The organism is Erysipelatoclostridium sp. MSK.23.31, assembly GCF_019125875.1.
GTDB classification, from domain to species: Bacteria; Bacillota_I; Bacilli_A; order Erysipelotrichales; family Coprobacillaceae; genus Thomasclavelia; species Thomasclavelia ramosa.
Genome location: NZ_JAHOCB010000010.1, coordinates 35,994 through 50,429 on the forward strand (window position 1 = coordinate 35,994; position 14,436 = coordinate 50,429).

Consider the following 14,436-nt stretch of genomic DNA (forward strand, 5'->3'; position numbering starts at 1 on the left):
TTATCTGTCCTCTTTATTTATTTTTATTATATCTTTTAACGCTTCTAAAATACTTTCTTTTTGAGCACAGGGAAATTGACAAGGCTTATTTGCAACCAAGTAACCCTTTTTAGCAATTGGAAACATATCAAAGTCATTTGGGGAATCACCTATTGCATATACTTCACTTTTAGGATATAGCATTTTTACGGCATTTCCTTTTGAGGCATCTTTATGCATGATTTCCAAAGATGTTGAAGAAGTCATCACTGCTTTTGTCTTTTGATATGTTGTATTTATATATGTTTCTATTGAGCGAAGTTTATCTTCAGTACCAATAACAAGAAACAAAACTGCTGGCTGATACAGTATAAGTTTATCAAAATCTTTACAAATGATATGGGAATCATATAATTCACTAGGGAAAGCTGGATCTCTTTCACTTTTCCAATAACGATTAGATACTGTATTTAACTCGATTCGAATATCTTCTTTTTGAATCTCCTTATAGATATTTATAGCTTCTTGTTTATCAATCAAGGTAGCTATCAATTGTTGTCCTTTCATACAAACCGCACCGTTTTGAGAAATACGATGCTCTATTTTAAGTTTGTATTGTTCTTCTATTTTTAAAATATCATGATCTAACCGACCTGTACATATTGCTAATGTCCATCCCATTTGTTGGAGAGAATCAAGACAATTCAATGTCTCGGTTCCTCCAATGATTTCATTATTGGCACCTAAAAGTGTACCGTCTAGATCAAAAACAATAACTTTATTCTTCAATACTCTCAATTCCTTCTTTATTCATAACTTTTACAAATGGGATATAGATAAGAACAGATACTACCAAAATAAGTAGACCAATGACCCCTGACATAATATCTCCTCCAGTAGCTAGAAACGCACTGATTACTGGTGGTGTCGTCCAAGGGATCAATACGTAAGTATGAGCCATAATACCAATTTGTGTAGCTAACGCTCCAATTCCTAAACCAGCAAGAGTTGTTAAAATCATTGGAATGATCAAGATAGGATTCATAACAACAGGTAATCCAAACATCAGCGGTTCTGAAATATTAAATAATGCTGGTACAAAACCTAATTTTCCAATCACCTTATAATCATCTCTTTTAGAAACTATAAAAATAGCAATTACAAGCGCTAACATATTACCAGCGCCACCCATAAATGCAACGGAATCAATAAATGGTTTAGTAATAATTTCGGTAGCTGCTGTTCCACTTGTAATAGCAGCTTCATTGATTGCTAGACTTGCCAAATAGATTGGTTCTAAGATTGGATTAAAAATATATGCCGAATGAATTCCAAAGCCCCATAAAAGCATATACAAAACATAAATAACAATCAATCCGACCGGTGATGAAACAATTGCAGTAAAAGGTGTTTGAATCCAGTTAAAAATCAAATCATTAAGCGGCGCCCCTATTGCATCGGTTATAATTCTCAGGATTGCAAAAATAATAACCGTTAAAGCTACAGGAATAATTGCATTAAATGATCTAGCAATTCCAGTAGGTACACTTTCCGGCATTTTAATAACCAGTGCTTTGAACCCAAGCAAAAATCTCATTAATTCAACTGAAATCAAGGCAGAAATAAATGCTGTAAACATCCCAGCTGCCCCTAAATAATAAGTAGTCACATATTCACCAATTTTTGCATCACTTACAAATGGTGTTAGACATAAAAAGCAAACAACTGCTGTTGCTCCAGCAACCGAAGTATCCATTTTATATTCATTAGCTAAAGCTTTAGCAGTAGTAAAAACTAGCAAAACTGCCATAATTGACATTGAGGCTGAACTAATTACACTACCGATTTTAGCAAAATCATTACATGGTGCTCCAAACCATTGATCAAAGTAATGCCCCTCACCTACAAATACACTATTGATCAATGTAAATAAAGACGCAGTAATTACTAGCGGCATGATTGAAACAAAACCATCCCTAATTGCTGTCAAATAACGATTTTTAGAAAGTTTCTCAGCAATCGGCAATAACACATTAGACAATTTATCCATCATAATCTCTTTCCTCCCTTATCTTGAAATCTCATCTACAAATTTCTTTGTAATTAACTGTGGTCTTGTAATCATTGATCCTACAACCACACTATAACAACCTAATTCTAATGCCCTTTTTACTTTAGAAGGAGTATCTATATTTCCCTCACCAATCACAGGATGCTTAACATTCTTCACTATCTCTCTAATAATTTTAAAATCATTAGCATCAATTCGACTATTTTGGCTTTGTGGTGTATATCCGACTAAAGTTGTTCCAATAAAATCAAATCCAATATTATCAGCATGGATTGCCTCTTCCACAGTGGAGCAATCAGCCATAAACAATTGATGAGGATATTTTGCTTTTACCTCCTTAAAAAATTCAGTAATTGTTTGATTATGAGGTCTTAACTGCATTGTCGCATCCATCGCAATAATATCTACCCCTTCTGCCACTAGAGCATCCACCTCTTTCATCGTTGTAGTAATATAAATATCTGTATCCTCATAATCTTTCTTGATGATACCAATAATTGGCAAATCCACTTCCTTTTTAATTTCATGGATATCTTGAACACTATTTGCTCTTATTCCTTTTGCTCCCCCCATCTTTGCAGCAAGTGCCATTTTTGACATGATCAATGATGAATGCAGCGGTTCATCTTCTAATGCCTGACATGAAACGATCAAACTATTTTGAATCCTCTTCATTAAATCTCTCCTCCTTGTTTATAACTTTAATGGCTTTTATTTTATTAAGCAATATATTCACTTGCTTTAGTAATTACTTTCATTTTTATTTTTTATTCCAACTTATTTTTAATGTTTTTGAAAGTACTTTTAAAATAAAAATTAAAAAAATGGCTTATTCAGCCATTTAATTCCAATCTTTATATATTTATAATCTCTATTTTTTTAATAATCTTGTAAGAGTATTTTTATCTAGCAGATTCACAGTTTCAAATTTCCCATGATAAAACACTGCCCAATTATTAAAAACACAAGGTAAATCTTTAGCTTTTTGTAAAGTATCAACTTGAATCATCAGAATAGGTACATTATTAATCTCACAATACTGTTTGACTATTTCAAGACTTTGATAAACAAAAGGGCATTGCATATCATAATAAATAGTTAGTTCTTTATTTTCAATCTTTTGCTTTTTAGCCTTTTGAGTAAATCGAGGGAAAGTTCCATCAAAAGACAACGCTAATAGTTCATATCCATCATCAGTAGTATCAACGACCTCAAAGCCATTACTTTTAGCAAATGACTGATCTGTAAGCCAATGTTTTTGTTTTTTTGAACCTAGTAAACAGACACCTGATTTTCCTTTTGCTTTAGCATCCGCCAAACAATAATCCATCAGTGACTTACCATACCCTTTGCCTTTATAGCTTCCCATAACCCACAAGCAATATATGTAGAAATAATTATCACCAACAATAGGAACCCATGCTTTTTCCAATGGGGCATATTCAATAAAAACAGTACCCCTTTCATTCAATTTTCTAAAAACATGTCCTTCATTTAGGCGTTTTGAAAGCCATTGGCGCTTTGCATCTATTCCAGGATGAAACTTTTTACTCCGTATAATACAACATAAGTGTTCATTAAAAACATTTTCTGTCGTTATATTAATAAATTCATCATCCATATTTTACCCCCTTAGTTTTATTATCAGAACACTAAACTTTCTCATTTATTGGCGATCTTATAATACCATTCCTTGTAATAAGACAATATTGTAAAAATTCATCTAATGGTACTGCCTTAGCATAATAGTAGCCTTGATAAATCTTACATCCAGCTTCTTTTAATACATTAATCTGTTCCTCTGTTTCAACAAATTCTGCAACTACACTAAAATTTAACCGCTTGGCTATTTGAGTAATACTCATAATAATTTCGCGTGTTCTGTCATTTTCCAATAGGTGCTGTACCAAACTACCATCCAACTTAACTTCATCAAATATATTTTCCTGCAAATAAGTTATTGAACTGTGTCCCATTCCAAAATCATCTATACTCAACTTAATCCCACTATCTCGCAATTCTAATATGCGCTTTGTAATAATATTAGTAGTATTCAATAAAGCTCGTTCAGTAACCTCAAAAACCAGTTCTATATATTGCAAATGATACTTATTAATAATTTTAAGTACGTTAGAAACAAAATCAGCATCCTCCAGCTGCTTTGGAGAAATATTGATTGACAAATTCATCTTCATCGCTAATCTATCTATCTGCTCAGCATCTTGACAAGCCTTTTCTATAATATATAAACCTAGTTCATTCAAAAAACCACCTTGGTAAGCCAAAGAAATCAATAATGAAGGTGCAACAAAACCACAAACTGGATGATTCCATCGCAACAACGCTTCTACACCATATACTTGTTCCTCCGCAGTCATTTGTACCTGATAATATAATTGCAGCTGATGTAAATACATCGCATTACGCAAATCCATAGCAAGTGTTTTGGCGGGAAAATGATAGTGATAATGATCTGATAAAAAAACGGGGATACTACCATTTTGTTCTCCTTCAATCATATCATTTTCTAAGGCAAGAATAGATTCTTCAAATTCTTTACTTTGGATCTGCTCACTATACTTTACAAATGGAATATAAAGCATTGTTCCGATAATAATATTAAATATTTGGAGAAAACTACCTGCGATAGATCCCGTTGCCTGATATCCACTTAAAATAATCGGAACTGTCCATTCAACCGATTGACTTATATACGGAACTATACCAGTTGACATTGCAATACTACTGATTATTGTTAAAACTAACGGTGTCAAAATAAAAGGAATCAGCATAATAGGATTAAAAATAACGGGAAAACCAAAAATAACAATTTCATTAATGTTGAAAAAAACAGATATACCTGCAACCTTCGCAAGTTTCTTATTATTACTTTTTTTAGCAGCAATAAAGATTGCTAAAATTAAACATAATGCTGTTCCACAACCGCCAATAAAAACAAATATATCTAGAAATGTTTTTGAAAATAATTCTGTTGGTAATTGACCATTTTGTATTAACGCTTGATTAATTTGTACTCCCGGCTCAAACAACTGCTTAGCAACCATATCCAGTGTATTAGTCCCATGTATTCCAAAAAACCATAAAAAATGTACAAAAAATACATATAACAAGGTCCCAATAATTCCATTACCAAACCAGCTAAACAAATATATAAAGAAATATGAGCCAAAATTAACAATATTGATATCACCTAATAAACCTTTCATAATCTGCCCAGCACTCGTAAATATAATAATGATAAAGACTATCGGGAAAATTCCTTGTATTGCTCGATTAAAAATATAATTTGTCCCTACCGTATACAATTTTTCTAAATGATTTACAAGGTGCATTCCCTTTTTTAACATCGCACAAGTTAAAAGGGTTATGCACATTGCCGTAAAGACCCAGTCAGATTGAAAAATATATGTCTTTTCATGCAATCCGCCACAAAAAGAAAGGTATGAAATTATTGCTGTAATAGGATAAAAAAAGACATCATCTTGACCATTTAATTTTCCGTATGAAAGTGAGATGGTAATAATTAAAATTAACGCAATAGAACCTAAGGAACAGTTATAAATAATGCTTAATCCGTCTTTTAAGCCTCCATCTAGAAAAGCCGCTAAAAAGACTTGATAATCGGGGATTGGAAAGCTATTAAACAACAAAGCAAAAGAGCCAAGAATGAGGAATGGTATTGCTAGCATTAATCCGTGTTTAATTGCCAAAATATAAATCGAGTCATAAAATTGCCGTCTTGTTTTCTTAACTTTCATATTCCCATCCCTCTACTTAATTACTACCGTAAGACATAAAATCAATATATTATAATCTATCAAATAACAATAAATCTGTTGTCCCAAACTAGTTAAATAGACCTGAATTATTTTTACAAAGTAATTACCAGGCACATCCCCTTATCTAATCCATAATTATTCTTTTAGTTTTTCTCTCTTATTTAAAAAATGTGCTTATTAAAATTTTCAATCATGAGCCAGTATTGTCTAACTCCTTTATTCACTTAAACTAATATTTTCTCTCATCTATACATTAATTTTTTGTTCTATTTATCTACCATTTCTATAATTATATCAAGTAGCAAAAATTTAGTAAATGACCTTCACTAAATAAACCATTAAAAATAGAACAATAAAAAATTTAAGAATAGTATAAATATTAATTTGATTCTTATAGCATAAACAATAATTATTATAAATCAATATCTATTTTATATGGATCGTCAATAAGTATGTAATTCATCTTACTTTTTTGGGCAAGTTTAGAAAACTGAGCATTATCCTTCAACACACTATCCAGAGTACAATTTTCATCATCTAGACGATTTTCAATGACATTACCATATTTTTTGATGTCATCAAAATGATTTCTAATATAATTTTCACTCATTATAAGACAATAATACCTTATATTATCCAAATATTTTTTTGTGAAATTTTTCTTCCAGTCAAAAGGAATATAACATCCTTCAATAATAAGGCTTTGCTTATTTTCAATAACGGTCTTAATCATTTCACAAACAATTGGCCATAAATATTTAGTTAGAGCATCATTATCACTCATAGGTGTTAATTCAGTGTTTCCGCTACGAATTAGCCCCATTTTCAGATGATCATGGAAATTTATACTTTTCAAGCAGCTTTTGAGCAAGCGCTGTCTTACCTGTATACGAAGCTCCTGTGATTAAGACTATCATCTTTATCCATCCCTTTTTTTAAAATGAACACTCATACAAGAACATTTCTGTATGATTATTTTTAGCAATTACTTTTTCATATGATGAATACACTGTTACACTTGTAAATCCTATATCCTGTAAATATTGTTCTAGTTCACCCAATTCATATAAATGTGTCTGAAAATCCATAATTTCTTGTTGCAACAGTTCTGCTCCTTTATATAGTTCATAAATACCTGGAGAAAACTGGGTATGCGTTTTTTCATCGTAATAGTTTTTATTTTTAAGAATCAAATCATACCTTTCTTTAGTCTTTATAGCTATTGCAGTCCGATAATCAGAATCATCAGGACATCTATTCGCTACTGTATCAACTGCAAAAACAAATTTGCCACCTTTTTTTAACAACCACTTCATTTTTTTTAAAATTTTTCTACATAATACCATATCTGTAAATAATGATACAGAACCAGAAGAAATAAAGATGTAATCATATTTTTCTACAGTATCATACTCCAGTATATCACTTTGAAACACTTTAGCATTAGGTGACTTTTCCTTTAATTTTGCAAGCATTTCTTTAGATAAGTCTATTCCCTTAATATCATATCCTCTTTCTAGAAATGGAACTAAAAATCTTCCACTACCACATAAAGGTTCTAAAATTGACATATCTTTTCTAGTATAAGATAGATAAAAATCTAATTCGTCTTCTGGTGCATCCTTATGCAAGATCTCATACATTTCTGTACACAAACTACCATAATAATTTTTCATATCTATATCCCCATAATTTATACTTCTTAATTCTATAATACTATATTTAATTCCAAACAATAATTTATTTCGTCTAATTTTCTAAAAAATATTTTCATATAAAAGTTACTAACAGATTTTTAAATTAATGTTATATATTTTCTTTTAAGACTTATCTCTTAACCTCGAACTCTATTTTGAATATCATATCTTCACTTACCAAATCATAATCTATCATTTGTATTTCCATAAAATATATTTTTTACAAAGATAAATCAGCTAAAAAAGATTAACATTTAATCCTTTTCACTTTTACCTCAACCATCAATTTCTTAATACTCAGTTTAGATATTATTAAGACATAATAGCCCATAAAAAAAGAATAATCTTATTGATCTAATAATATTACTCTTTCTTGAATTAGCTTTTCTAATTGTTTTAAACGTTTATTTGATAATTTATATTTTGTTTTTCTATCAAACTTATAATTTATTAACTTTCCAAGTTTATTTTTGCATGTTTGACATTAATGATTCAACAAATCCTATAAAATTTTGATAGGTTGCTGGAAGACGAGTTGAAACATAAGTATTTATGTCTTTAAAATCACTGTCCATTGCATAACTATAAGTTCTTGATAATAATCATCTCCAATATTTTTATAATAATCTATAACTGCTTCGATACTACCAGTTTTAACTAATCTACCAATAGGGGTAAATGAAATATCTTGACTTATAAAGCATCGCCTTGCCTTTTTAATTTTGCAAGCATACCATTAGTTGTAAACTCAGGTGATAAACGGAAGGAAGATCTAGTATAGCTTCCTTACCTAGTAAATGTAATAGAAGCAATTTTTGTATTAAATGAATTTATATATAGATTTTTATCACTAAATATATCTAGATAATCTTCTTTAACAAACCAATAACTATTATTAAGTCATAATCCTTGACATATTTCAATAATTCCTTTTGTATCTTTTTCGTTTAAACCTAGTAGTTTGATACATATGCTCTATTTCTTAGAATAGTTCTTTTCTCCAAACATCGTTTGTATAATCCAATGAAAAATACAATGAATCATTATCAAATTAGTTTAAAATATAATTCATGAGAAACACATTCTTTTTATATAAAAAAACGAATAGATTGGTTATCTATTCGGTCAATTGCTTTATTGGTGGAGGTGAGGGGAATCGAACCCCTGTCCAAGCATAATCCCTCCAAAGCGTCTACAGTTTATCTCATTGAATTAATTTAATTAGGCTACAATCAATGAGCAATTTTCCACCTAACGAGCTTATGAGATTTTCGAAGTATTTAGCTAAGCAATAAATACCCTTATCCTATGAGTTTATGATACCAGTTAAATAGCTATAGGCACGCTAAATAGTGGCAGCTTTCATGTCTATGTCGACTAAGCGAAAGCGTAATTAGTTTGTCTGTTTCCAGTTATTTGTTTGTGCATTTAACGAATGCCTTCGACTGCAGCTAAGGTCAGACATACACCTGTCGAACCCAGGACACCCCCAGATCAGTAATTCTTAAGAGCTTTTTCAATTTCTCTTTTAGAATCTCTTTCTTTTAAATCTTGGCGCTTGTCGTATAATTTCTTACCGCGAGCAATTCCAATCTCCAATTTTACTTTACTTCCTGTATTAAAGTATAACTTAGTTGGTACAACTGTCAAGCCACCTTCTTTTAATTTATTTGAAATTTTTAAAATTTCTTTTTTATGAAGTAATAGTTTTCGATTACGTAACGGCTCATGATTAAATTGATTACCATGGCTATAAGGAGAAATGTGCATATTTTCAATATAAGCTTCATTATCTTTAATTCTTACAAAAGCATCTTTAAGATTTACATTACCTAAACGGACCGATTTAATTTCTGTTCCTTTTAGTTCAATCCCTGCTTCATATGTATCTAAGATAAAATAATCATGATAAGCTTTCTTGTTATTTGATACAATTTTCATGCCCATTTCCCCTTTCTGATTAATTAAGCGCGATGCTTAGATTTACTCTTTTTAGAGCGTTTAAAATGATTATTTGTAAAACGTGGTTCTTCATGACGCTTTTTACGACGATCATTCCGTTTTCGATTGTTTTTACGATCATTATCTTTGCGCTTATTTATTATAACAGTTTTTGTTGTCTTTTTGTTGGATTTCATGCCAACAATTTCAAAATCTACTGATTTATCTTTTTTAGATGCACTTGATACTCGAACTTTAACTCGATCAGACATCTTAAACACCTTGCCTGTTCGCTGACCAATATAACGAAGATTCTTCTCATCAAAGAAATAAAAATCATCAGTCAAATCAGTTACATGGACTAACCCATCAATTGTATTATCAAGTTCAACAAAGAAACCAAAATTAGTAACTGAACTAATAATTCCTTCAAATTCCTCACCAATTTGTTTTTCCATAAACTCCGCAATTTTCATATCATCAACTTCACGTTCAATCATAATCGCTTCACGTTCACGAGCCGAAGTTTGTAGTGCTATTTCAGGCATCAATTCTTGATAATGCATGATAGTACGACGATCTAAACGATTTTCGAACATGTACTTTCTAATTAAACGATGAACGATTAAATCTGGATAACGTCTAATTGGTGAAGTAAAATGTGTATAATATTCATCAGCTAATCCAAAGTGTCCTAGACACTGTTCATCATAACGCGCTTTTTGCATACAACGCAATAATAAAGTTGCAATAATTGTATGTTCCGGAGTATCCTTACTAACTTCTATGATATTGCTTAATTCACCCGGATAAACATTTTCTAATGAACCTTTGATTGTATAGCCTAAAGTTTTAGCAATTCCACTAAATTGTAATAACTTTTTCGGTTTAGGATTTTCATGAACCCGATAAATGAACGGCAGCTCTAACCATTTAAAATGCTCTGCAACTGTTTCATTTGCCAATAACATAAATTCTTCAATAATACGATCACTTGCCCCACGTTCTCTCAATACAACATCAGTAGTATTACCTTTACTATCAACTAGTACTTTTGCTTCTTTAACATCAAAATCAATCGCACCACGTCTAGCTTTTTTCGCTTGAAGAATCATTGCTAATTCCTGCATTAAGAAAAATAAATCTTTGACATGACTATACTGTAACTGAAGCGTCTGATCACCATCAAGAATTTTATTTACATTAGTATAAGTCATCCGTTCTGTCGAATTAATTACTGCTGGAACAATATCATGTTCTACAACCTCACCATTTTCATCAATTTCCATAAAACAAGAAATTGTGAAACGATCAACATGCGGATTTAATGAACAAATGCCGTTTGATAACTTATGTGGCAGCATTGGGATAACACGATCAGCTAAATAAATTGATGTTCCACGTGCAAATGCTTCTTTATCAAGCGGTGATTCTTCTGTAACATAATAAGAAACATCGGCAATATGCACCCCTAAATGATAATGACCATTATCTAATTTTTTTAATGAAATACCATCATCTAAGTCTTTGGCGTCATCACCATCAATAGTAACAACGACCTCATCACGCAAATCAATCCGTTGACCAATATCAATTCCTTCCAAACTATCAGGAATATTCTCTATTTGATCATAGACAGCTTGAGGAAACTCAACTGGCGCATCGTGTTCATATACTATCGATAAGATATCAATCCCAGGATCATTGCGATGCCCTAAAATCTTTATAACATCACCTTTTAAAATCGGTTTATAAGTCTTAATTTCAACTTGAACTTTGTGTCCCGGCATCGCTCCGTGTAAATGAGCGCGATCTACAAAAATCGGTTTATCGAACATCGGATCATCAACATCAACAAAGCAATCACGTTTTCCTTTTTTGATTTCACCAACTAATCTTGTCTGTCCTCTTTTTATAACCCTGATAACTCGCCCCTCAGGACGTTCCTCATCACTGTGCTTCTTTAATTCAACTAATACAGTATCCTTATTAAACGCATCCTTTAAGTCATCGGGACTAATAAAAATATCTTTCTCTTGATCTTCAACGACTACAAACCCAAAACCACGTTTATTAATCGTTAATGTTCCTAGAATCATGCCAAACTGATTTGGAAGATAATAATGATTATATTTATTTCTAACTACTTTACCTTCATCTTCCAACTCATTCATAAGTTTAACTAAGTTTACAAATTTATCACTTTTATTACAATTCAATTTAGCAGCGATCAAATCAATAGAACGCTCTAAATAATTTTCATCACTTAACAATTCCAAAATCTTTTCTTTCATTCATTCACCTCCCGATTCCAAAATAAAAATAGGACCTTAGCCCTATTATTTATGACATTCTTAGAATGATTGCAATAACGAAAAATGCAATTGCTAAACCAGTAGTAACTCTTGTCATCACTAAATCTGCACCACGTTCTTTTTGCTGTGCAAACAAGTTTGAGCTTTGACCAGTTAAAGCATTTACAATTCCATCAGATTTACCACTTTGTAATAGACATAATATAATAAGTGCTATTGAAATAACAACTAATAAAACATTTAGAATAGTCCCAAACATAATATACCTCCTATTAGATACTTTGATACATCGCTAGAACATAATAACATAATATTTTTAAAATTACAATGATTTCATCGACACTTTAATCAAATCTTCTTGACAGCTGCCTACTATATTCTTTTCTCTAATACAATTACTGGTAAATCACCATATTTAGAATTACCAATCTCATTAAATCCACACTTTTTCCAAAATACTAAACCAGCTTCATTCCTCACTAAACAAGCCAATTGGATCCGTTCACAACGTTGCTTAAATTTTTTTAAACAATCATTAAACAGCCTCTTCCCCAATCCACAATTTTGTTTATCCTGATCAATTAAAAATAATCCAATCCATACACATTCATCATCATGAATCATCGAATAACGATAGCCATATTGATAATCGACTAATCCAACTAGTTCACCTTCTAAATAACATTTTTCTATATAATGATCTATTTCATCAAAACCGTCAGGACATCGCATCTCATTAATAAGATATTCTCTAGTAACTACCTGTCCTTCCAAAGAATAATAATTCTTTTGACGTAAATGAAATTCAATCAATTCATTATCAATATTCTCTACTTTTAAATAACTAAGCATTATCAACACCAACTACATAAAAACGATCATTATCTAAAACTAAAACTATATTTACACTTTTAGGTAATTCGTCAACCTTACGATTGAATTCCATTGAGATTAATACGTTATAATATTCATTATCATCTAGATCATCAATCACTACCTTAGATGGTGCAAAAGAAATAATTTCATAATTCTTAACTTCTAATTTTGGATACGTTTCTCTATATGTATAAAATGATTTTGAAGCAAATGAGCTAAATTCACTCTGCAAGCTTGGATAAATATAATCTAAACCACCAATTTCACCATCTTTTTTATCTTTTAAAGTAAAATAATCAACAGCAAAATAAGATGCTACTAATTGACATTCCTCGCTTGTTAAATTATTTTTATAAGCTTTATCAAGTCGAACATATATATCATTTAAAAGCTCATTTCCTTCCTCATGTATATACGGCGTCTCAACAGGAACCGTCGCAGGGTTATTTTTAGAAGCTCCTTCACGACTATAAAGAATATAAGTACCTGCTCCCCCAATTACTATGAGTAAACAACAAAGCATTACAACATGATCAATAACTTTTCGTTTTTCACTGCGATTAGCCCGATATCTTTCTAAGAATTTAATCTTAGGCAAGCGGTCGCTCTGAATAAAGACATTTGCTAATGTTAATACCGGTTTATACTTTTGACTTACCATACTTGTTGTTTCAATGAATAATTCGAAAATAAACATTAGAATGACAAACATTAAAGTTCCTAAAGTTGCATCATATAGATAAATATATGATGTTAAAGAGAACAAAAAAGTAACACCGTATAAAACTAAAACACTTTTACGATGCCCTAGTTTCAATTTGAACATTAAATTATGATGTAAATGCGCCCGATCAGCTTCACTAAATTTTTTATGATTAACTTTTCGTCGAATGATTGCAATCAACGTATCCATTATCGGAACCATCAAAACAACAATCGGTGCCCCTAAGGTAAAAAATGTCGATACATTATAACCAAAACCTAATAATGAAATAACAGAAATCATAAAACCAATATATAAAGCACCACAATCTCCTAAAAAAATCTTAGCTGGATGAAAATTATAAAATAAAAATCCCATAATTGCCCCTGCTAAAACTAATGACAACGAAGCAATATCAGTTCTTCCACTCGTAAGCGAAGTCATTGAAACAGTAAACAAGACAATAATTGATATTCCAGATGACAATCCATCTAATCCATCAATTAAATTGATTGCATTAGTAATCCCTACAATCCATAAAACTGTTATAACCCCTGGAATAATCGGTGGCCAATTACTCGGCATAAAATCAAAACCTTTTAAATATATATCACCATATACAATAACAATCAGTGCTGCAATCAATTCAACTGCTAATTTCGTTTTCGGTGATAAATCATGAACATCATCAATCAAACCTACAAAGAATACCAAGAAACCAGCAATTAGAATTGCATTGATTTGAGGATCAGTCTTTAAAAAGATGACCGCCCCAATTAAGGAACTGATGTAAATTGCATATCCACCGATTCGAGGTACTTCGACCTTATGAACTGTTCGCTTATTTTTGTGTGCTACGATTCCTAATTCTTTACCCGCCTTCATAACTAGCGGAATTAGAATGGCTGAAACGATCATAGTTACAACAAATGACATAATCAAACTAGGATTCATCTTTTCACTTCCTATCTTTTGTATATTATCAATTATTTTTGCATAAAATACAAGACAAAACCAATAAATAGTTTTATAATAATGGTGTTAAGGAGGAAAA

At 31.1% G+C, this 14,436-nt stretch carries 12 protein-coding genes and 1 other RNA gene; all 13 read right to left on the reverse strand.

What is annotated here, in order from left to right; all coding sequences use genetic code 11:
• The 13 genes from KSU54_RS06460 to KSU54_RS06520 all read right to left on the reverse strand — a co-directional run bounded on the left by KSU54_RS06460 (position 1) and on the right by KSU54_RS06520 (position 14,336).
• Positions 1-768 (reverse strand): HAD-IIB family hydrolase, encoded by a 768-nt coding sequence (locus KSU54_RS06460; protein ID WP_003535833.1) that lies wholly within the window; start codon positions 766-768, stop codon positions 1-3.
• Positions 758-2,032, reverse strand: coding sequence for a PTS sugar transporter subunit IIC (locus KSU54_RS06465; RefSeq protein ID WP_003535832.1), 1,275 nt, complete (start codon positions 2,030-2,032; stop codon positions 758-760). Before KSU54_RS06465 ends, KSU54_RS06460 begins: the two co-directional genes overlap by 11 nt.
• Positions 2,033-2,047: 15 nt before the next feature.
• Entirely contained in the window at positions 2,048-2,725 is a 678-nt protein-coding gene (locus tag KSU54_RS06470) for an N-acetylmannosamine-6-phosphate 2-epimerase (RefSeq protein ID WP_003535831.1), read from the reverse strand.
• A gap of 196 nt (positions 2,726-2,921) precedes the next feature.
• On the reverse strand, positions 2,922-3,671 hold the full coding sequence (locus tag KSU54_RS06475) for an N-acetyltransferase (protein WP_003535829.1): 750 nt from the start codon (positions 3,669-3,671) through the stop codon (positions 2,922-2,924).
• Positions 3,672-3,702: 31 nt separating this feature from the next.
• Positions 3,703-5,829, reverse strand: a complete 2,127-nt coding sequence (locus KSU54_RS06480; RefSeq protein ID WP_003535828.1) for an EAL domain-containing protein — start codon at positions 5,827-5,829, stop codon at positions 3,703-3,705.
• A gap of 433 nt (positions 5,830-6,262) precedes the next feature.
• On the reverse strand, positions 6,263-6,673 hold the full coding sequence (locus KSU54_RS06485) for a hypothetical protein (RefSeq protein WP_003535827.1): 411 nt from the start codon (positions 6,671-6,673) through the stop codon (positions 6,263-6,265).
• Between the two features lie 112 nt (positions 6,674-6,785).
• Entirely contained in the window at positions 6,786-7,526 is a 741-nt protein-coding gene (locus KSU54_RS06490; RefSeq protein ID WP_040434172.1) for a class I SAM-dependent methyltransferase, read from the reverse strand.
• Positions 7,527-8,685: 1,159 nt separating this feature from the next.
• Positions 8,686-9,038, reverse strand: a transfer-messenger RNA (tmRNA) gene (ssrA, locus tag KSU54_RS06495).
• Positions 9,039-9,041: 3 nt separating this feature from the next.
• A complete protein-coding gene (gene smpB, locus KSU54_RS06500; RefSeq protein WP_003535825.1) occupies positions 9,042-9,494 on the reverse strand; it encodes an SsrA-binding protein SmpB in 453 nt (150 codons plus the stop codon).
• A 17-nt stretch (positions 9,495-9,511) separates the two neighbouring features.
• On the reverse strand, positions 9,512-11,782 hold the full coding sequence (gene rnr / locus KSU54_RS06505; protein WP_003535818.1) for a ribonuclease R: 2,271 nt from the start codon (positions 11,780-11,782) through the stop codon (positions 9,512-9,514).
• Between the two features lie 49 nt (positions 11,783-11,831).
• A complete protein-coding gene (gene secG, locus KSU54_RS06510) occupies positions 11,832-12,062 on the reverse strand; it encodes a preprotein translocase subunit SecG (RefSeq protein WP_003535816.1) in 231 nt (76 codons plus the stop codon).
• 113 nt (positions 12,063-12,175) lie between these two features.
• Complete coding sequence (locus tag KSU54_RS06515) at positions 12,176-12,655, reverse strand: GNAT family N-acetyltransferase (protein ID WP_003535814.1); 480 nt, start codon at positions 12,653-12,655, stop codon at positions 12,176-12,178.
• Positions 12,648-14,336, reverse strand: a complete 1,689-nt coding sequence (locus tag KSU54_RS06520; protein ID WP_003535811.1) for an MraY family glycosyltransferase — start codon at positions 14,334-14,336, stop codon at positions 12,648-12,650. The genes KSU54_RS06515 and KSU54_RS06520 overlap by 8 nt, the downstream gene beginning before the upstream one ends.
• Positions 14,337-14,436 lie beyond the last annotated feature (100 nt).

Excerpts from the sequence above, each read along its gene's own strand:
- KSU54_RS06485 (WP_003535827.1), bottom strand. The coding sequence starts at position 6,673 with ATGGGGCTAATTCGTAGCGGAAACACTGAATTAACACCTATGAGTGAT.
- KSU54_RS06515 (WP_003535814.1), bottom strand. The coding sequence starts at position 12,655 with ATGCTTAGTTATTTAAAAGTAGAGAATATTGATAATGAATTGATTGAA.
- secG (WP_003535816.1), bottom strand. The coding sequence starts at position 12,062 with ATGTTTGGGACTATTCTAAATGTTTTATTAGTTGTTATTTCAATAGCA.
- KSU54_RS06520 (WP_003535811.1), bottom strand. The coding sequence starts at position 14,336 with ATGAATCCTAGTTTGATTATGTCATTTGTTGTAACTATGATCGTTTCA.
- KSU54_RS06480 (WP_003535828.1), bottom strand. The coding sequence starts at position 5,829 with ATGAAAGTTAAGAAAACAAGACGGCAATTTTATGACTCGATTTATATT.
- KSU54_RS06470 (WP_003535831.1), bottom strand. The coding sequence starts at position 2,725 with ATGAAGAGGATTCAAAATAGTTTGATCGTTTCATGTCAGGCATTAGAA.
- smpB (WP_003535825.1), bottom strand. The coding sequence starts at position 9,494 with ATGGGCATGAAAATTGTATCAAATAACAAGAAAGCTTATCATGATTAT.
- KSU54_RS06475 (WP_003535829.1), bottom strand. The coding sequence starts at position 3,671 with ATGGATGATGAATTTATTAATATAACGACAGAAAATGTTTTTAATGAA.
- KSU54_RS06490 (WP_040434172.1), bottom strand. The coding sequence starts at position 7,526 with ATGAAAAATTATTATGGTAGTTTGTGTACAGAAATGTATGAGATCTTG.
- KSU54_RS06465 (WP_003535832.1), bottom strand. The coding sequence starts at position 2,032 with ATGATGGATAAATTGTCTAATGTGTTATTGCCGATTGCTGAGAAACTT.
- rnr (WP_003535818.1), bottom strand. The coding sequence starts at position 11,782 with ATGAAAGAAAAGATTTTGGAATTGTTAAGTGATGAAAATTATTTAGAG.